Raw genomic sequence first — 17,663 nt, forward strand, 5'->3', positions numbered from 1 at the left:
GCGCGCACGACGTCGCGCACGCTCCGCGAGGCCATCAAGGAGTCGGGTGCAACCGTCATCCCGGGCCGCGACGACCGCGCTGAGCAAGGCTTCAGGATCAAGGACAAGGCCCAGACCTGGAAGGTGACGGCGCCGCTCATCGATCGCCATCTCGCGGACCGCGACTGGGTGGTCATACGCGTCCTGGCCGACTGAAGAGCACCACGCTTGCGTGGCTGTCCGTTCTATCCGCAATCCCCGGAAAACTCCATCGTGAAACGCCAAAATACATTGCTCTTACTCCTGTCATGCACCCTCGTCTGGTCCGTCTCTGGCGGGCCCGCGGCGGCGCAGATTTATTCTTTTGGGGTCTTGTCGCAGCGCAGTGCGGTGCTGACTGCGCAATATTGGAACCCGATTCTCGATTATGTCAAGGGTAAGACCGGAGTGGAACTGTCGCTCAAGATAGCCCGCACGGCACCCGAATCAAACGATGCCACCGAACGTGGCGAATATGATTTTGTCTATTCCAATACCATCTTCCTGCCGAAGATGGGCCAGGCGAATTACCAGGTCATCCTGCGGCCCCGCGGAGAGGCGATCACCGGACAAATCGTCGCCCTGGCCGACTCGCCGATTCAGAATCTGAAGGATCTGGCGGGCAAGGAAGTGGGTTTTCCCTCGCTCGCCGCCTTCGTCGGCTATGCCGTGCCGATGGATCAATTGCTGCGACAGGGCATCCACGTCACCCCGGTCTTCGGCGGCAACCAGGAAGGCATCATGGGACAACTCAAGACCGGCCGGGTGGTGGCCGCGGGCGTCAACAGCCAAGTGATGAAGGCCTTTTCCAACCGGGAAGACCTGCCCTACCGCGTGCTATGGGAATCGGTCGCCTACAACAACCTTCCCGTTGCGGTGCATCCGCGGGTCCCCATGGCAGTGGCCAACGCCGTCAAGATGGCAATCGATGGCATGGATGACGACGCGACAGGCGCCCAAGTGCTGGAGAGCACGGCGCAAGTCATCGGACAGAAGGCGCCATACGGCTTTCAGGCCTCCGGCCCGGAAGATTACAGCAACTACACGGAATTCTACAGAAATACGCTGGTCACCGACATCAAGTAGGTCGAGACGACCGTGCGACAGCTTTGGGGCAGGCTCCCGTTCATCGGTCGGCTGCTGCTCACCGCCAGTACGGCAATCCTGGTGGCGGGCGCCGCGATGGTCTTCGTCAGCGCTCGACAGGAGGCCGCGGAGATTCGTACCGATCTGACGATGGAGCTCGGCAAGGAACTCGAGAGCTTGCCGTCGGCGCTCGCCGAAACCGTCGTGGTCGGCGATTTTTCGACGTTGCAACAGACGCTTAACCATTATGCGGCGCGCCCGTTGATGGTCTCGGTGAGGTTCCAGGACGCCTCGGGTACCACCCTCACCAGCAGCCGCCCGCGCAACGCATCACAGGCGCCCGCCTGGTTTCTGGCGCTGTTTGATTTTTCCGATGTCACCGACCAGGCCTCAGTCATCGTCGGTGGCCGCCGCTACGGCGAGCTTCATCTGGTATTGTCGGCGCAGCGACTCGCCGAACGCGCCTGGGGTCATCTCAAGAACCACCTGTCCATTCTGCTGCTGGCGATCCTGGTAGATTTCATCGGTATCTGGCTGGTGCTGCGCTCCGGTCTGTCACCCCTGAAACAATTGGAAGAGGGAGCGCGGGCGATGGCGGCGGGCCGCCTTGATGTCCAACTGGCGCCGACGGGGAGTCCGGAGTTACGCAGCGTCTTCGCCTCATTCAATCACATGGTCACGGCCGTGCGACTGGGCCAGTCCGCCCTGCAACAGTCTGAGGAACGTCTGGCCTATGTGCTGGCGGCCACCGGCGAGGGCATTTGGGATTGGAACATTCCCGGCGATACGATCACGCACAATGAGCAGTGGGGCAGGCTCGTCGGCCTCCAGGATCTGCCGCCGTCGCATCCGCTCGAATTTTTCGTCAACTGCATCTACCCGGAAGATCGTCAGGGTGTGACTGAACGTATTACCGGGGCGCTCGCCAATCGCGGAATCTACCAGTCTGAACACCGCCTGGTCGCGGAGGGCGGACGCATCGTTTGGGTACTCGATCGCGGCCAGGTTGTGGGGCGCGACGCCGCGGGCGCACCCACCCGCATGGTGGGCTCCATCGCCGATATCACCGAACGCAAACTGCACGAGGCGGAAATCGCGAATCAGCGCCGCCGTCTGGCGGACATTATCGAGGGTACCAACGTCGGCACCTGGGAGTGGAACCTGCCGACCGGCGAGCTCGTCATCAATGAACGCTGGGCGGAGATCGTCGGCTATCGGTTGGAAGAGCTCGCCCCAATCTCGATCGCCACCTGGCTGCGATTCGTACATCCCGACGATTTGCCACGGTCCAACGAACTACTGACCCAACATCTCGCGGGCGCCCTGCCCTATTACGAATACGAGGCCCGCATGCGCCACCGTGCCGGCCACTGGGTATGGGTGCTGGATCGCGGCAAGCTGGCCAGCCGCACCGCCGATGGCAAGCCGCTGCTGATGTCCGGTACGCATCAAGACATCACGGCCCGCAAGCAGGCGGAGGCAGCCTTGATTGAGGCCAAGCTCGCGGCCGAAAATGCCAATAGTGCCAAGAGCCGCTTCCTCGCAACCATGAGCCACGAGATTCGCACGCCCATGAACGGCATTCTGGGGATGGCGCAACTACTCCAGCAGCCCGAAGTCAAGGATGCCGAGCGACTGGATGCAGCCGGCACCATCCTTAATTGCAACGAAACACTATTGAGATTGCTTAACGATATCCTTGACTTATCCAAGGTCGAGGCGGGCCGGCTCGAGCTTGAATCGGCCTCGTTCGCGCCGCCGCTGGTGCTCAAAGAAATTCAGTCACTGTTCAGCGCGGCGGCCCGGGCGAAACGCCTGCAGCTGGACATCGATTGGTCCGGGCCGGCGCAGCAACGTTATACCGGCGATGTCTATCGGTTGCGCCAGATGCTCTCTAACCTAGTCGGCAACGCCATCAAGTTCACCGACCAAGGCACGATCCGCATTACCGCAACTGAAACGGGGCGTGATGGTACGACGGCACTGCTCGAATTTGCCGTCAGCGACACCGGGATCGGTATTTCAAGAGACCAGCAGGCGGAGTTGTTCAAGCCTTTCTCACAGGCCGACAGCTCGATCACCCGGCAATACAGCGGGACTGGTCTTGGGCTGTCGATCGTGCGCACTCTGGCACAACTGATGGGCGGCGGGGTTGGTATCGAGAGCGAACCCGGCAGGGGCTCCCGTTTCCTCTTCCGTATTCCGGCCAAGCTGGTTACTGAAGAGGAAGCGCCGCGGCCGGTGGTTGGCCAGCTGCCGGTCCAATCTGAGGCCGACGCCTGGGACGGCCTGCGCGCCGCGCGAGTCTTGGTGGTGGAGGACAATTTCATGAACCGCAAGGTCATTTCCAAGCTATTGGGCAAACTCGGGGTGAGCGTGGTGATGGCGGAAGACGGCCAACAGGCCGTCACCGCGATCAAGGAGGGAGCATTGCCGCAGCTGATCTTGATGGATGTGCAAATGCCGGTGATGGATGGTTACACGGCAACCGTGCAGATTCGGCAATGGGAGCAGGAGCACCAACAGCCGCGTCTGCCGATTGTCGCACTGACCGCCAATGCCTTCGAGGAGGATTCCCAACGCTGCCTGCGTGCCGGCATGGATGACTTTCTGGCCAAACCGATCTCATTCGAGGCACTGCAATCGACGCTTGCGCGCTGGCTGAATCAGTCAGGGTCCGCTTAGGGCCACCGACGCAATGACGATCAAAGCCTCTGACCCCTACGCGGATCCGGCCGACGACGAGTTCGACGACGACTGGGGCGATATCCGTGAAGACCCCACCGAAGCACAATTCCACCTTGGTGACCTGGCGTCGGAATTTGAGCCCGCACCGAATCCGCTCCCCGCCGCTGCGCAGTCGTTGGGTCAACGCCATCCATCGCCCACGGGCGCGCGTCTGGACGCCGCGTTCACCGGTGCACCTGCCCGCTCGCCCCTGGGTGAGGAAACGTCATTTTTCGACACCCAGCCGGAACCCTTCACACGCTACCGCAACGTCCAGCGGATAGGCATCATCGGCGGCAAAGGGGTGGGCAAGAGCTACCTGTTCCAGGCCATGGTCTACCGGGTACAGAATGCGCGAACGGCCGGTGCGCTGTCCTATTTCATGGATAGCGCGGGCGTCGAACTGGTCACGACCCGCTACCCCGATGAACCCGCCCGCACGGTGAATCTGCAGCGGTTCAATGGGGATTATGAGCGTTGGACCCGCCTCGGCAGCACGCTCGCGACCCACCAGCCCTGGTACCGCCTGAACCTGCCCTATCGCACCGGACTGCTGGGGCGCAGCAGCTGCGCGCTGGAGGTGGAGTTTTTCGACGGCTCAGGAGAGCAGTTCTTCGAGTCCAGGGACGCCCACAACCGCGCGCTCTGGGAGCTGGCTTACCGGGCGGCGACGGTCATGGTCTTCTGTCTGCCGTTGTGGGCCGTATTCCCCGGGCCAGAGCTTACGAGCGCCGACTGGCGGGAGCGCGAGAGCATCCTGGAGTCCTTCCACGCGGTGGTGCAGAACTACAAAGACATGCGCCGCCAGTTGGGGCTGCGCCAACCGGTACGCAGCCTCCTGGCCCTCACCATGGCGGATGATCGGCGCGCCGCGTTGACGCGGCTGCGTGACACCTGGATCGGTGGCTATCTACAGCAGCATCAGGCGTTCCTGATCGAGACCCGCACTGGTCGGGGCATCGCCCGCTATCTGGCCAATGCGCGCCGGGTATCGGCGATCCTGCACGATGAATTTGCGGCGGCCCCCTCCCCCGGGATCGCCGGCATCCCGGACCTGCTACGGCTGGGAGCAGGGCGCCCCTGGCTGATCCCGCTCAGCGCGATCCACGGCGAGGCACTGCATCAACTGGAGCTCGCGTACCCCAACCCGGACGAGCGCCCCCCGCGGCTGCCCCCGGTACCGGCACATGTGGAACTGCCGCTCCTGGTGGCGCTCTGTGAGCGGGGAAATGCCCTGATGTGAGGGTCAGACCGGGGCGTCGATGCTGTCCCGGATGGCGACGAGCAGACCGCTCAGGGTCGCGTCCAGACGGTCGATCAGCGGCTCGATCTCGGCGTGCGGGCGGCCCTCGCGCAGCGCCAGTTCCAACGCCAGCGCCTGGGTCTGCACCTCAGTGGCGCCCAGGGTGGCGGCGGCGCCTTTTAGGCTATGGGCGATACGTTGCGCACCGGGGGCGTCGCCGGCCGCCAGCAGTTTACGCACGCGGGCCGGATGGTCGCCGCTGCTGTTGATGAAGACCCGCAGCACGCGCAGGAGGCGATCGGCCCGCCCCGCAACGCTGCGCAGGGCCAGCGTGGTGTCGAGTCCGGGGATGGCGGCGAGTCTGGCCAGCGGCGGCTCGGCCGGCGCTGCGTCTACGAGCGGCGGCACGGTGTCCGACCCCGGTTGAGGTCCAGGTGTGCGCTCCAGCCGGCTGGGGCGGCGCGGCAGCCATTTCAACAGTGCGGCGAACAGCACCTCGGGTTCTACCGGCTTGCCCACATGGTCGTTCATGCCCACCGCCAGACAACGCGCGCGGTCCTCGCCGAAGGCGTTGGCGGTCAGGGCCAGGATGGGGGTGGCGGTATAGCCAGGCAGCTGCCGGATCAGTCGGGTTGCCTCCAGCCCGTCGAGCACCGGCATCTGCATGTCCATGAGGATCAGGTCGTAGGCACGCTCCCCGGCCAGGGCCAGGGCCTGCGCCCCGTCGGCGGCCAGGTCAGCCCGCACGCCCGCCCCACGCAGGAGTTCCAGTGCGACCTCCTGGTTGATCGGGTTGTCCTCGGCCAGCAGCACGCACGTGCCCGGGTAGTCCCGGCGCAGCATCGACTCGGGGGCATCCGGCACGTCCACCACGGGCGCCGGCCACGGCTCGGCGCCGCTTCCGGCCGGCGCACCCCGCCCCAGGCGCGCGGTAAACCAGAAGGTACTGCCGACCCCGGGTGCGCTCTGCACCCCCACGGCGCCGCCCATGAGTTCGGCCAGGCGCCGGTTGATGGCGAGCCCCAGTCCGGTGCCACCGTGGCGGCGGGTGGTGGAGGCGTCCAACTGCTCGAAGGCGTCGAATAGACGCCCCTGCTCCGCCGGGTCGATCCCGCTCCCGGTGTCGCGCACGGCGAAGCGGACCAGGCAGCTATCCGCCCCCTCCTCACTCCCTGTGGCTTCAAGATCGATGCTCCCGTGCTCGGTGAACTTGACCGCATTGACCAGATAATTCAGCAGCAGTTGCGTGAGCCGCGTGGGGTCACCGCGCAGCCCCGTAGCCGCCGTCAGGACGGGGTCCACGTGCAGTGCCAGTGTCAGGCCCTTGGCGCGCACCTGGTCCGCGACCAGGGTGCAGGCGCGCCGCAGGACCGACCCCAGGTCGAAGTCGTTCTCTTCCAACTCCAGCTTACCCGCCTCGATCTTGGAAAAGTCCAGGATGTCGTTGAGGATGGCGAGCAGGTGGTTGGCGGCAGCCGTGATCTTGCCGAGCTTGTCCTCTTGGTCCGGGTCCCGCGCGCCCCGGGCCAGCAGGTGGGCGAGCCCGACGATGGCATTCATGGGGGTGCGAATCTCGTGGCTCATGTTGGCTAGGAAGAGGCTCTTGACCTGGGCCAGGCGCTCGGCCACCGCCCGCGCCTCGGTCAGGCGCCCGATCAGGTCCAGGTTGGCGAGTCCCACCGCCACTGCGTGTGCCAGCGCCTGGGCCAGGCCCAGTTCCTGCTCGCTGGTCCGGTGGGGTTCTGACCAATAACAGGCGATGGCACCCAGGGGGCTGGTGCGCCCGATGGGCACCAGGCAGAGCCCCCGGACCGGGGCACCGGGGCGCAACTCCGGCGGGGTGCGCGGGTCATCGGTGATATCAGTGAGGGTCAGGGGCGCAGCATGACGCATCACCCAGCCGGCGGCGCCGTCGGCCAGGGGAAAGCGCGGACCCTGCCAGATGTCGGTGTCGGCGTTCGCGTCGAGATACTCACCGGTATCGCCGTCGCGCAGCACCAAGGTCGCGCCATCGGCCGCGATCAAGTCGCGAATCGCGGTACTGACGATGGCGGCCAGCCCGGCCCGATCCCGCACCCCGATGATGCACTCCACCGCGCTGGCCAAACGGCGCAGCCGCTCCTCCAGGCGGCGACGTTCGGTGATGTCGATGAAACTCACGACGGCGCCGACGCTCTCCCCATCCCGCACCATCGGATGGACGGACTAGATCACCGGGATCGCCTGTCCGTCGGCGCGCCAGAAGACCTCGTCGTCGACCGTCACCGCCGGGGCGCCGCTCAGGGTATTGCAGATCGGACAGTCGGCTACCGGATAAGGGCTGCCATCGGCACGCTTGTGGTGGACCAGGGTGTGCTTCACGGCACCGACCAGGCGCTGCGCCGGATAGCCAAAGAGGCGACAGGCGGCCGGATTGACGAAGCTGAAGGTGCCGTCGGGGGCCAGACCGCAGAGCCCGTCCGCGCTGGACTCCAGGATCAGGCGCAACCCCTCCTCCGCCGCGCGCAGGGCCGCGGTGCGCATGGCGACGGTCTCCTCCAGTCCGGCCCGCGACGCGGCCAGGGCGCGGGCGCGCTCCAGATTGTCCAGGGCATAGGAGAGGTCCCGCGCCATCTCTTCCAGCAGGTCCATGACCTCGGTGTCGAAATAGCCCGGCTCCGGGGCCCCGACCTCCAGCACCCCGACCGGCTCCCCGCCGCGATACAGCGGCAGGCAGGCCATGGCGCCCAGCGTCGGCGCCGCCGCCCCCGCGGGCGTCGAACCCCAGTCATTGCTGACCTGTGAGTGGCCCGCCGCGAGCACGGACAGGGCGAGGGTCGAACCCGGCGGTGCGGGTCGATCCAGGGGGAATTCCAGTGCCAGCCGGGCGCCCGCCTGCTCACCCGCGGCGGCCACCGGGATCAGGCGATGGTGCTCGTGATCCACTAAACCAATCCACACCAGTCCAAAGCCCGCCAGCCGCAGTCCGATGTCACACACCTGCCGGAACAGTTCGGCCTCATCGGCAGTCCTCACGATCGCCTGATTGGTATCGCTCAAGGTCTGATAGAGACGCGACAGACGCGCGATCCGCTCCTCCGCCGTCTTGCGCACGCTAATGTCAAGCAACATCCCCGCACCGCGCCCGGGCTGGCCCGCGGCGTCCCAGTCGAACCCCCGACCGTGGTCGAGCACCCAGACCCAATGCCCGGCGCGGTGGCGCATACGGTATTCGATCTCGAAGTTTTCTTGCGTGCGGGCGTGGATCTGCGCGCTCAGCCGCTCCACCCGCGGGCGATCCGCCGGATGAATGCGCTCCCACCAGGCCTGCACCGAGAGGTCGAGATCGGCGGGTGCATAGCCCAGAAGACTCGCGTAGCTGTCGTTGACCCGCGCCACACCGGTATGAAAGTCGGTGTCGTAGAGCCCCAACCTGGCCCCCTGCACCGCCAGGTCGAGCCGCTCCTGGGCCTGATGCAGGGCCGTCTGCGCCGCCCGCAGGTCGGTGAGGTCGTCAAAGGTGACTACCACCTGCCACGGACGCTCTTCACCCGGCCGGAATTGGGGCCGGGCATGGACGATCAGCCAGCGATAGGCATCCAGCGCTGGATTGAAGATGCCCATGAGGGTACCGGGCACCTCCTGCCCGGTGCGCAGTGCCACCATGGCGGGGTGCTCCGCACCGGGAAAGTCGGAGCCATCCTCATGGATGGCGTGCCAGCGCGGATCAATGGATTGGCGGCCCTGCAATTGATCCAGGTTCAACCCCAGGATGCGCTGGGCGGCCGGATTGGCGGCGGTGATGCCGGCCTCCAGCTCCTGATAGGCAACCCCTTGGGGCATCGTCTCGAACAGGGTGCGATAGCGCGCCTCGCTCGCGCGCATGGCCGCCTCGGCGCGCCGGGCGCGGCGCACCGCCAGCGCGAGCACCATTACCGCGGCCAACAGGAGGGCCAGCACCGCCAGCACGCCCTGCACCAATCCCCGGTTCTGGCTGTAGAAGGTCACCGGGCGGTTGATGATGCGGCTGTCCGGGGGCAAGGCGGTCTCGGCAATGCCAAAGCGGCGCAACTGCGTATCGTCGAACTCCGGGTAGGAGCGGCTGAGTTCCACCGGAATGGCCGCCGGGTCCACACCGGCCAGTACCCGTCGGGCCAGGGCCGCCGCCTGGGCGCCGTGTTCCCGACCGTCGAGCAAGAGTCCGCCGACGATGCCATAACCCAGGCGGGTTGCATGCATGGCATAGACCGGGGCCGGGCTGGCGGCGGCCATCAGGCGGGTACTCTCCGCCCGTGAAAAGACCCGGCCGGCGGCATCGGTCACATAGGTTGTGATCAGGACGACGTTGTCCGGTGGCAAAGCGGCTAGTTGTCGCGCCAGCTCGGTAAACGGCCCGGCAGGGGCGAAATCCACCGCGACCCGATCCTTATAGCGCGGCAGGATGGCCTCCAGGTCCCCCCGCACGGCGCGCCCGGAGGCGGTGCCGTCGTCGACCACCAACACCCGTCGCGTGCGCGGATGCAGGCGCAGGACCAGGTCCAGGGTGCCGGCGGCGTCCTCGACCTCCGCGACCCCGGTCATCGCGGGACGCTCGCGCAGGAGTTCCGGGCGAAAGCCATTGATCCCGGCGAAGACCACGGGGACGCCGGGGAAAAGCTCGGATGGATAGCTGCGCAGCAGGTCGAGTGCGGGATTGTCGAGCGCGACCACCAGACTCACGGGGCGGTCCCGGTATTTGTGCGCCAGGGTGTCTTTGAAAAAGGCCAGATGGTCGGGGCCGGGAAAGCGCTTGGTATCCAGATATTCCACCGCGGGCAGGCCGGCCGGGTCGGCACGTTGCAGTCCCGCCAGCAGGCCGGCGAATTCGTTATCGGACCAGGTGTCGCCCGGATGATAAGAAACCAGGATCACGACCTCGGAGGTGGCAATCGCGACGGAGTCGACGCCGGGCGCCGGCAAGACCGTATCCCCGTCCCCGGCCAGAATGCAGGAGAGCCAGAAAAGCCCGCTGAAAAAAACTGCCGCCGCGCGTCGCCCAGCCACTGTCGAGCCTCCCCGGGGCCCCAGGCCCGCGTCCAAGCAATCTGGCCGAAGTATGGCAGAAGTGGCGCGCCACAACCCCTACGCCCGGTCGGAGCGTTCACAAATAGAGCCCATTGACGCACAGCCGGATGACTTCCGGGGGTGTTGCGGTGCACAATAGGGGGAGCGGCCCGGGATGTCACCGTGAAGACCCCGGAGCCCCCGGGCCGGCGCGTGTCGGCAGCCGCCCCTGGCGGCTGTTGCGGGGGAGACCATCCGCCCGCAGCGGCCTTTGAAATCCACGCAGGATTAAGCATGCAATCGACCAGACCCGTTTTCCTGGACCTGTGGCGGATCAAGCTCCCCGCCACCGGTTTCGTCTCCATCCTCCACCGCGTGAGCGGGGTGCTGATGGTGCTCGCCATCCCCGTCGGGGCCGTCCTCTTCGACCTGGCCGTGTCGGGACCGCAAGGCTTCGCCGACGCCACCGCCTTGCTCCATCACTGGTTCGCGCGCCTGGTCCTGATATTCCTGGCCTGGAGCATCCTGCATCACCTGTTCGCAGGGATTCGCTACCTCCTGCTTGATTTGCGGATCGGGCTGGAGCGGGCCACGTCGCGTCTGAGCGCCTGGATCGTCATGCTGGCCGCAGTCGCCGCCCTGGGGTTGGTTTTGTACTGGGAGGTGGCAGCATGAGCCGCCAAGCATCCGGAGTCATCGCGTGGTTGGGGCAGCGGCTCACCGCCGTCTATCTCGCGATCTTTATCACCTATCTGTTCATCAAGTTCATGTTCGACGCCCCGGCGGACGTCCAGATGCTGCGCGCCTGGGTGGCCCAACCCCCGGTGACTGCCGCGCTGTTGCTCTTCTTCCCGATCGTGCTGTTCCACGCCTGGGTCGGCATCCGCGACGTGTTTCTCGACTATGTGAAGATCGTCGGCGTGCGGGTCGTCCTGCTCGCGCTCGTGGCCTTCCTGTTCCTGGCCTCCGGGCTGTGGGGCTTCAAGGCCATCGTCATCGCCATCATCAAAGCAGGAATTCCAGGATAATCCGTCCATGCCCATCCCAACCAGACACTTTGATGCCCTGATCATCGGCGCCGGTGGCGCCGGCCTGAACGCGGCACTGCAACTCGCGGGCGCCGAGACCAGCGTGGCCGTGGTCTCCAAGGTCTTCCCGACCCGCTCACACACCGTGGCGGCCCAGGGCGGCGTCAACGCGGCGCTCGCCAATGTACTGCCGGACAACTGGCACTGGCACATGTTCGACACGGTCAAGGGCTCCGACTATCTCGGTGACCAAGACGCCATCGAATTCATGTGCCGCGAGGCGATCCCGACCGTCTATGAGCTGGAGCATGCGGGCGTGCCCTTCTCGCGGCTCGACAACGGCAAGATCTACCAGCGCGCCTTCGGCGGCCAGAGTCAGGACTTCGGCGGCGATCAGGCGGCGCGCACCTGCGCGGCCGCGGATCGCACCGGTCACGCCATCCTGCACACGCTCTACCAGCAGAACATCCGCGCCAAGACCCACTTTTTCGATGAGTACTTCGCACTGGACCTGGTCCGGGACAAGGAAGGCGTGATCTCCGGTGCATTGGTGCTGGAGATTGAGACCGGCGAGCCGCTCCTGATCGAGGCCAAGGCCACCCTGCTCGCCACCGGCGGCTGCGGCCAGGTGTTTCGCACCACCTCCAATGCACACATCAACACGGGTGACGGCTGTGCGATGACGCTGCGCGCCGGGATCCCCTTGATGGACATGGAGTTCTACCAGTTTCACCCGACCGGCATCGCCGGCAAGGGCCTGTTGATCACCGAGGGGGTGCGCGGTGAGGGCGGCTTCCTGGTCAACAAGGACGGGGAGCGCTTCATGGAGCGCTATGCGCCGCGCGCCAAGGATCTCGCCAGCCGCGACGTGGTCGCGCGCTCCATCGTCACCGAGGTGAAGGAAGGGCGTGGTGCCGGCGAGAACGCCGATTATGTCCTGCTCAAGCTCGATCACCTGGGGGCCGATGTCATCGACAAGCGCCTGCCGGGCATCCGCGAGTCCAGCCGCATCTTCGCCGGGGCCGACCCGATCCGCGAACCCATTCCGGTCTTCCCCACCGCTCATTATCAGATGGGTGGCATCCCCACCGACCGCTTCGGGCGGGTGGTGATCCCGGCCCGTTACGGCTCCGAAGAGATCATCAGCGGGCTCTATGCCGCCGGCGAATGTGCCTGCGCCTCGGTCCACGGGGCCAATCGCCTGGGGGGCAACTCGCTCCTGGACATCCTGGTGTTCGGGCGTCTGGCCGGTAAGGACATCATCGAGTATGTCCGCGCCAACCCCCACCGGCGCGAAACCGACCCGGCGAGTCTGGAGCAGGCCATGGCGCGTCTCACCCGCTGGGAACGCACGGGCGACGGGGTGCCGGCGCACCAGCTCAAGGCCGAGTTCCGCAAGTGTATGGAGGACCACGCGGGGGTGTTCCGCACCGAAGAGGTCATGGCCGAGGGCTATGGGAAACTGTGCGAACTGCGCGAGCGTTTCAAGGACGCGCGGCTGGCGGACCAATCCAAGGTCTTCAACACCGCCCGCATCGAGGCACTGGAGCTCGAAAACCTGATCGATGTCGGACTCGCCATCGCGGTCTCCGCGCTGAACCGCAAGGAGAGTCGCGGCGCCCACTCGCGCCCCGACTATCCCTCGCGCGACGACATCAACTGGATGAAACACAGCCTGTACTATCGCGACGGGGACCGCCTGGACTACAAACCGGTGCGCACCAAGCCGCTGACGGTCGAGTCGTTCCCGCCGAAAGAGCGGGTCTACTAGCAGTCCAGTGGATAAGCGCCGCGCCTCCCGCGATGCCCCAGGCACCGCGGGTGGAGCGCCCGAGCAAGAGATTAGGTACAGAACATGAAGATCAGCGTCTATCGCTATAACCCCGATGTCGACAAGAAGCCGCGCATGCAGACCTACGAGGTCCGCCCGGTCCAGGGCATGATGCTGCGCGACGCCCTGCTGGAGGTGAAGAAGCAGGACGAGAGCTTCGCCTTCCGCCACTCCTGCGGTGAGGGCGTCTGCGGCTCGGATGGGGTCAATGTCAACGGCAAGAACTGTCTCGCCTGCATCACCCCTATCACTGAACTCAAAGAGCCCATCGTGGTCCGCCCCTTCCCGGGGCGCCCGGTGATCCGCGACCTGGTGGTCGACATGACCCAGTTCTACGAGCAATACCGGGCGGTCAAACCCTATCTGATCCGCACCGACTCATTCCCCGAGCGGGAGATCACCCAATCCCCCGAGGACCGCGACCAACTCGACGGGCTCTACGAGTGCATCCTGTGCGGCTGCTGCTCGACCTCCTGCCCATCGTTCTGGTGGAACCCGGAGAAATTCTTAGGCCCCGCTGCCCTGCTCCAGGCCTGGCGCTTCCTCGCCGACACCCGCGACCAGGCGACCGATGAGCGGCTGGATGCGCTGGACGGACCCTACAAGCTGTTCCGCTGCCACACCATCATGAACTGTGTCGACGTCTGCCCCAAGGGCCTGAACCCCACCCGAGCCATCGGGCGGATCAAGGACCTGATGCTGGAGAAGGGGCTCTAAGGCCGAGGCCCCTCGTTCCCACGCGCCGCGTGGGAACTCCACGCGCCGTGTGGGAATACCTCCAGGGACGCTCCGCGTCGCGAGCCCCACCGGCGCAACGCCCTCAACAGCCGCATTCACCGCCTGACTGATCGCCCACCATGACTGATCCAACCCCCATCCCAGACCCGGACGGCGTCACCGATGAGGAGATCCGCCGTCTGCGCTGGCAATGCCGCCGCGGCATGTTGGAACTGGATCACCTGCTGCTGCCCTTCCTGGACCGTGACCAGGGCTACCGCGCCCTAGACCCCGTTCGCCGCGCCGAGTTCGTTGCGCTGCTCGGTCAGCAGGACCAGGATCTGAGCAACTGGTTCATGGCGCGCCGTGTCCCCGAGGACCCGCGAGTTCATGAGCTGACCCAGCACATCCTCGCGGTGGTCGCTGCCTACAAGTCCTGATCCAGGGCATCGGTCAGGCCGCCCCATGGCATCGCATCGCGAACAGCCGCCGCTCCTGATCCAGCCCGGTGTTTCGCGGCGGCTCGCCGCCTTTGTCGCACTCACCCATCTGGCTGCGGCCGGCGCCATCCTCGGACTCCCCGGCGCAGCCTGGCTGTTGCTCCTGATCCCGATCGGGGCGAGCCTCGCCTACCATCTCTATGTCCAGGTCCTGCACCGTGCGCCCTGGTCCATCCGCTCCGCCACCTGGCAGGCCGACAGTACCTGGACCATCGCCTTCGTCTCCGGCGCGCCAACGCAGGCCCGCCTGTCCCCCGCAACCTTCATCAGCGTGCCGCTGGTGGTGCTCAATCTGCGTCGCGGCCACGTGCGCCGCTGGTCGCTGCCGCTTTTTGCCGATGCCTTGGACGGCGAGCAACTGCGCCGCTTGCGGCAGCGGTTGCGGATCGAGGGGACCGGGCGGGAGCAGGACGCCGCGCCTGCTTGATTCCCTTTGCCTACGCCGGCGCCGTCTGCTGCTGGATCTGGCTCGCCAGTTGGCGCAGCCGCTGCACCATGGCCGCCAGGCCGTTGCGGCGGCCCAGGCTCAGGTGTTCGTCGAGTCCGACCTGGTGGAAAAACGCCTCGATATCGAAGGCCAGGATGGCGGCGGCAGGCTGTCCGGAGAAAAGTTGCTGCAACAGCGCGAGCAGACCGCGCACGATGGCGGCATCGCTGTCGGCCAGGAATTCGATGATGTCGGCGGTACCGGGCCGCACCCGGGCGTCCAGATGCACCAGGCTCTGACACCCGAAGACCACGTTGGCCGGGGTCTTCAAGACCTCGGGCATGGGCGGCATCCGGGCGCCCTGATCCATGAGCTGTTGATAGCGCATCGACCAGTCGGGCAGCAGCTCGAACAGCTCGCTGATCTCCTCGGCGGCCGCCGCCGGCGAGTCCGCCTGCGCCGCCGGATAGGCGACGGCCGCGAACTGGGCCTGCGTCGGCGCATGCGCCAGCGCGGCGGCCGCCGCCTCCCGGGCACCCTCGATGAGTGCGGCGAGTTCCTCGGCCAGGTGGTCTACTTCCTCGATCGTGTTGTAGACCCCGAACGAGGCGCGTGCGGTCGAGGTCAGCCCCAGGCGATCCATCAGCGGCTGGCAGCAGTGGTGGCCGGTACGGATGCAGATGCCCTTGAGATCCAGCCCGGTGCCGATGTCGAGCGTACCCAGCGGCGGATCGGTCACGACCCAGGACAGGACCCCGGCCTTGTGCGCGGCCTTGCCCTTGATCACCACCCCGGGGATGGCGGCGAGCCGTTCGGTAGCGTGACGCAACAGCAGCGCCTCATGGGCGGCGGCGCGCTCGAGACCTACCCCGCCCAGCCAGTCGATGGCCGCCGCCAGCCCGATGGCCCCGGCGATGTGTGGCGTACCGGCCTCGAACTTGTTGGGTAGCTCGGCGTAGGTCGTCGCCTGGAAGGTGACGCGCTCGATCATGTCGCCGCCGCCCTGGTAAGGCGGCATGGCTTCCAGCAGGTGCCGCTTGCCGTAGAGCACCCCGATCCCGGTCGGCCCGTAGAGCTTGTGACCGGAGAAGGCAAAAAAGTCGCAATCCAGGGCCTGCACATCGGTCGGCCCGTGGGCAACCCACTGGGCGCCGTCGATCAGCACCAGCGCGCCCACCTCGTGTGCGGCCTTGATGATCTGCGCCACCGGGTTGATGGTCCCCAGGGCGTTGGAGACCGCGGTCACCGCGACCAGACGGGTGCGCGGCCCGAGCAGCCGGTGGTACTCGTCCAGCCGCAGCTCGCCCGCGTCGTTGATCGGGATGACCCGGATCAGCGCCCCGGTCGCCTGCGCGATCATCTGCCAGGGGACGATGTTGGAGTGGTGTTCCAGTTCGGAGAGGACGATCTCATCGCCGGGGTTCAGATTGGCGCGGCCCCAGGAGGCGGCGACCAGGTTGATGGACTCGGTGGTGCCGCGGGTAAAGAGGCACTCGGCGGGGTCGGCGGCGTTGATGAAGGTGGCGACCGTGGCGCGGGCGTCCTCGTGCAGCCGGGTGGCGGTCATCGAGAGCTGGTAGGCCCCGCGATGGATGTTGGCGTGCTGGCTCAGATAGTAATCGGAGATGGTATCGATCACCTGGTCCGGCTTCTGGGAGCTCGCGGCATTGTCCAGATACACCAGCGGCAGGCCGCGCACGGCCGTGCTCAGGATGGGGAACTGGGCGCGGATGGCCGCCGGATCGAGCGGGGGCAGCCCCGCGGCGTCGAGTAACTGGGTCGCTGTCATGGACGATGGTCCTGAGCCTGGTACGGTAATGAGTGCCGCCCCGGTGGGGAGTCGGCCCTCCTGCAATGTCTGGGCATCCGCGAGCAAGCGCAAAGGCACCGGCGAAGCTTACCAGATGGGAGCCGGGGGGCAGTGCCTTCAAGGTCTTCGGCTGACTGATCTTTCCAGATAACCAAATCATCGCGCATCTTGGGCGCGGCCTCTTGGTCCTGATTCCCACGCGCCGCGTGGGAATCCAGCCCGGGCGCACCGTGCCCGGTGCGCACCGCGGCGCGGTGCGGAGGCATCCCCGCGCGGCGCGTGGGGACGAGGAATGTCAGTCACCCGCGGCCCCGGACCGGATATCCCGGTCCACAGGCAGATACCGGACGCGAATGGTGCGCTCGGTGACCGTCAACAGGGCGCCGGCGGCAACGGCGTCCGGCAATCGGGCCAGGACATCCGCGATCACTGCGGCAATCTCCGACCCCTTGAGCCCTTCTCGACGGATGCGGATCACGGTGGGCCGGGCCGCGCCGCTCAGTGCGATCAAGGCGTGAAAGTCCGCATCCAGTGTGACGACGGCATAGTGCCCCAGGCGCGCCTGCTCGATGATCTCTGCGTCAGCGGCACGGCTCAATCCGATTTCCGCGACGTGGGTTGCCGCAATACCGAGTCGTTGCAGGTGGCCTGGGGTGCTGCGCGGCAGTCCTTGATCCAGCAGCAGACGGGTCACGCCGCCCCCAAGGTGATGATCTGGTCCTCAACACTTTCCGCCGCGTAGTCCAGCGCCTGACGGATGTCCTCATCGTCCAGTTCGGGATACTCGCGCTTGATCTCGGCGCGGTCCGGGTAGAGGGCGACGGCGGCGACGACGCGCCGCACGGTGAGCCGCATACCGCGGATGCAGGGTTGACCGTTCATGCGGGCAGGATCACTGATGATGCGGTCGAAACGCTGGGCCATGGGCGTGATACCGAACAGGGAAATGGGCTTAGACGTCATTATGCCCGATCCTTAGCCGAGCCGGTCACGACCTCGCCCGGGGACCAAACGGCATGCACGATGGCCCTGATTCCCACGCGCCGCGTGGGAATCCAGTCCGGGCGCGCCGCGCCCGGTGCGCACCGCGGCGCGGTGCGAAGGCATCCCCACGCGGCGCGCTCATCCTTATACACATGTCCTCACCATATCTTCGCGGGCCTGGAGTGCGATGGTGAACTCATGTACGCGCTGCAACCCGATCCAGACCGTCTTGGGGCCGGGATGACCGTCATTCTTGCGGTTGAGGAAGCC

15 protein-coding genes are annotated in these 17,663 nt (G+C 66.3%); 10 read left to right on the forward strand and 5 right to left on the reverse strand.

Annotated elements, in window-relative coordinates; genetic code table 11:
* From QZY44_RS05905 to QZY44_RS05920, 4 genes are all read left to right on the forward strand, one after another.
* Positions 1-195: hypothetical protein (locus QZY44_RS05905; RefSeq protein WP_295443591.1), on the forward strand; the 195-nt coding region annotated here is incomplete at its 5' end.
* Positions 196-207: 12 nt separating this feature from the next.
* Complete coding sequence (locus QZY44_RS05910) at positions 208-1,104, forward strand: phosphate/phosphite/phosphonate ABC transporter substrate-binding protein (RefSeq protein WP_295443594.1); 897 nt, start codon at positions 208-210, stop codon at positions 1,102-1,104.
* Positions 1,105-1,185: 81 nt separating this feature from the next.
* Positions 1,186-3,789 carry a PAS domain-containing protein gene (locus tag QZY44_RS05915; protein WP_295443597.1) on the forward strand — a complete coding sequence of 868 codons (2,604 nt, stop codon included), beginning with the start codon at positions 1,186-1,188 and terminating at the stop codon, positions 3,787-3,789.
* 13 nt (positions 3,790-3,802) lie between these two features.
* Complete coding sequence (locus QZY44_RS05920) at positions 3,803-5,074, forward strand: hypothetical protein (RefSeq protein WP_295443599.1); 1,272 nt, start codon at positions 3,803-3,805, stop codon at positions 5,072-5,074.
* A 3-nt stretch (positions 5,075-5,077) separates the two neighbouring features.
* Here QZY44_RS05920 and QZY44_RS05925 read toward each other — a convergent pair whose 3' ends face one another.
* A complete protein-coding gene (locus QZY44_RS05925; protein ID WP_295443602.1) occupies positions 5,078-7,234 on the reverse strand; it encodes an ATP-binding protein in 2,157 nt (718 codons plus the stop codon).
* A 45-nt stretch (positions 7,235-7,279) separates the two neighbouring features.
* On the reverse strand, positions 7,280-10,096 hold the full coding sequence (locus tag QZY44_RS05930; protein WP_295443605.1) for a PAS domain S-box protein: 2,817 nt from the start codon (positions 10,094-10,096) through the stop codon (positions 7,280-7,282).
* A gap of 294 nt (positions 10,097-10,390) precedes the next feature.
* Between QZY44_RS05930 and sdhC the strand changes: the two genes are divergently transcribed.
* The 6 genes from sdhC to QZY44_RS05960 all read left to right on the forward strand — a co-directional run bounded on the left by sdhC (position 10,391) and on the right by QZY44_RS05960 (position 14,599).
* A complete protein-coding gene (gene sdhC, locus QZY44_RS05935) occupies positions 10,391-10,771 on the forward strand; it encodes a succinate dehydrogenase, cytochrome b556 subunit (protein ID WP_295443608.1) in 381 nt (126 codons plus the stop codon).
* Positions 10,768-11,124 carry a succinate dehydrogenase, hydrophobic membrane anchor protein gene (gene sdhD / locus QZY44_RS05940; protein WP_295443610.1) on the forward strand — a complete coding sequence of 119 codons (357 nt, stop codon included), beginning with the start codon at positions 10,768-10,770 and terminating at the stop codon, positions 11,122-11,124. Before sdhC ends, sdhD begins: the two co-directional genes overlap by 4 nt.
* Before the next feature lie 7 nt (positions 11,125-11,131).
* The gene (sdhA, locus tag QZY44_RS05945; protein WP_295443612.1) at positions 11,132-12,895 is read left to right on the forward strand and encodes a succinate dehydrogenase flavoprotein subunit; all 1,764 of its coding nucleotides are present in this window, start codon (positions 11,132-11,134) and stop codon (positions 12,893-12,895) included.
* Between the two features lie 84 nt (positions 12,896-12,979).
* Positions 12,980-13,672, forward strand: a complete 693-nt coding sequence (locus QZY44_RS05950) for a succinate dehydrogenase iron-sulfur subunit (protein ID WP_295443614.1) — start codon at positions 12,980-12,982, stop codon at positions 13,670-13,672.
* A gap of 140 nt (positions 13,673-13,812) precedes the next feature.
* Positions 13,813-14,112 (forward strand): succinate dehydrogenase assembly factor 2, encoded by a 300-nt coding sequence (locus QZY44_RS05955; protein ID WP_295443616.1) that lies wholly within the window; start codon positions 13,813-13,815, stop codon positions 14,110-14,112.
* A gap of 25 nt (positions 14,113-14,137) precedes the next feature.
* A complete protein-coding gene (locus QZY44_RS05960; protein ID WP_295443618.1) occupies positions 14,138-14,599 on the forward strand; it encodes a protein YgfX in 462 nt (153 codons plus the stop codon).
* A gap of 10 nt (positions 14,600-14,609) precedes the next feature.
* Here QZY44_RS05960 and QZY44_RS05965 read toward each other — a convergent pair whose 3' ends face one another.
* From QZY44_RS05965 to QZY44_RS05975, 3 genes are all read right to left on the reverse strand, one after another.
* Positions 14,610-16,388 carry a SufS family cysteine desulfurase gene (locus QZY44_RS05965; protein WP_295443620.1) on the reverse strand — a complete coding sequence of 593 codons (1,779 nt, stop codon included), beginning with the start codon at positions 16,386-16,388 and terminating at the stop codon, positions 14,610-14,612.
* 316 nt (positions 16,389-16,704) lie between these two features.
* On the reverse strand, positions 16,705-17,103 hold the full coding sequence (locus QZY44_RS05970; protein ID WP_295443621.1) for a DUF5615 family PIN-like protein: 399 nt from the start codon (positions 17,101-17,103) through the stop codon (positions 16,705-16,707).
* A complete protein-coding gene (locus QZY44_RS05975) occupies positions 17,100-17,333 on the reverse strand; it encodes a DUF433 domain-containing protein (protein ID WP_365303437.1) in 234 nt (77 codons plus the stop codon). Before QZY44_RS05975 ends, QZY44_RS05970 begins: the two co-directional genes overlap by 4 nt.
* Between the last annotated feature and the right edge of the window lie 330 nt (positions 17,334-17,663).

The sequence above is a fragment of the uncultured Thiodictyon sp. genome, assembly GCA_903837595.1.
In the GTDB taxonomy this organism is placed as follows: domain Bacteria; phylum Pseudomonadota; class Gammaproteobacteria; order Chromatiales; family Chromatiaceae; genus Thiodictyon.

Coding starts and splice junctions, on each gene's coding strand:
- QZY44_RS05920 (WP_295443599.1), top strand. CDS start 3,803: ATGACGATCAAAGCCTCTGACCCCTACGCGGATCCGGCCGACGACGAG.
- sdhC (WP_295443608.1), top strand. CDS start 10,391: ATGCAATCGACCAGACCCGTTTTCCTGGACCTGTGGCGGATCAAGCTC.
- sdhD (WP_295443610.1), top strand. CDS start 10,768: ATGAGCCGCCAAGCATCCGGAGTCATCGCGTGGTTGGGGCAGCGGCTC.
- sdhA (WP_295443612.1), top strand. CDS start 11,132: ATGCCCATCCCAACCAGACACTTTGATGCCCTGATCATCGGCGCCGGT.
- QZY44_RS05950 (WP_295443614.1), top strand. CDS start 12,980: ATGAAGATCAGCGTCTATCGCTATAACCCCGATGTCGACAAGAAGCCG.
- QZY44_RS05955 (WP_295443616.1), top strand. CDS start 13,813: ATGACTGATCCAACCCCCATCCCAGACCCGGACGGCGTCACCGATGAG.
- QZY44_RS05960 (WP_295443618.1), top strand. CDS start 14,138: ATGGCATCGCATCGCGAACAGCCGCCGCTCCTGATCCAGCCCGGTGTT.
- QZY44_RS05965 (WP_295443620.1), bottom strand. CDS start 16,388: ATGACAGCGACCCAGTTACTCGACGCCGCGGGGCTGCCCCCGCTCGAT.
- QZY44_RS05975 (WP_365303437.1), bottom strand. CDS start 17,333: ATGGCCCAGCGTTTCGACCGCATCATCAGTGATCCTGCCCGCATGAAC.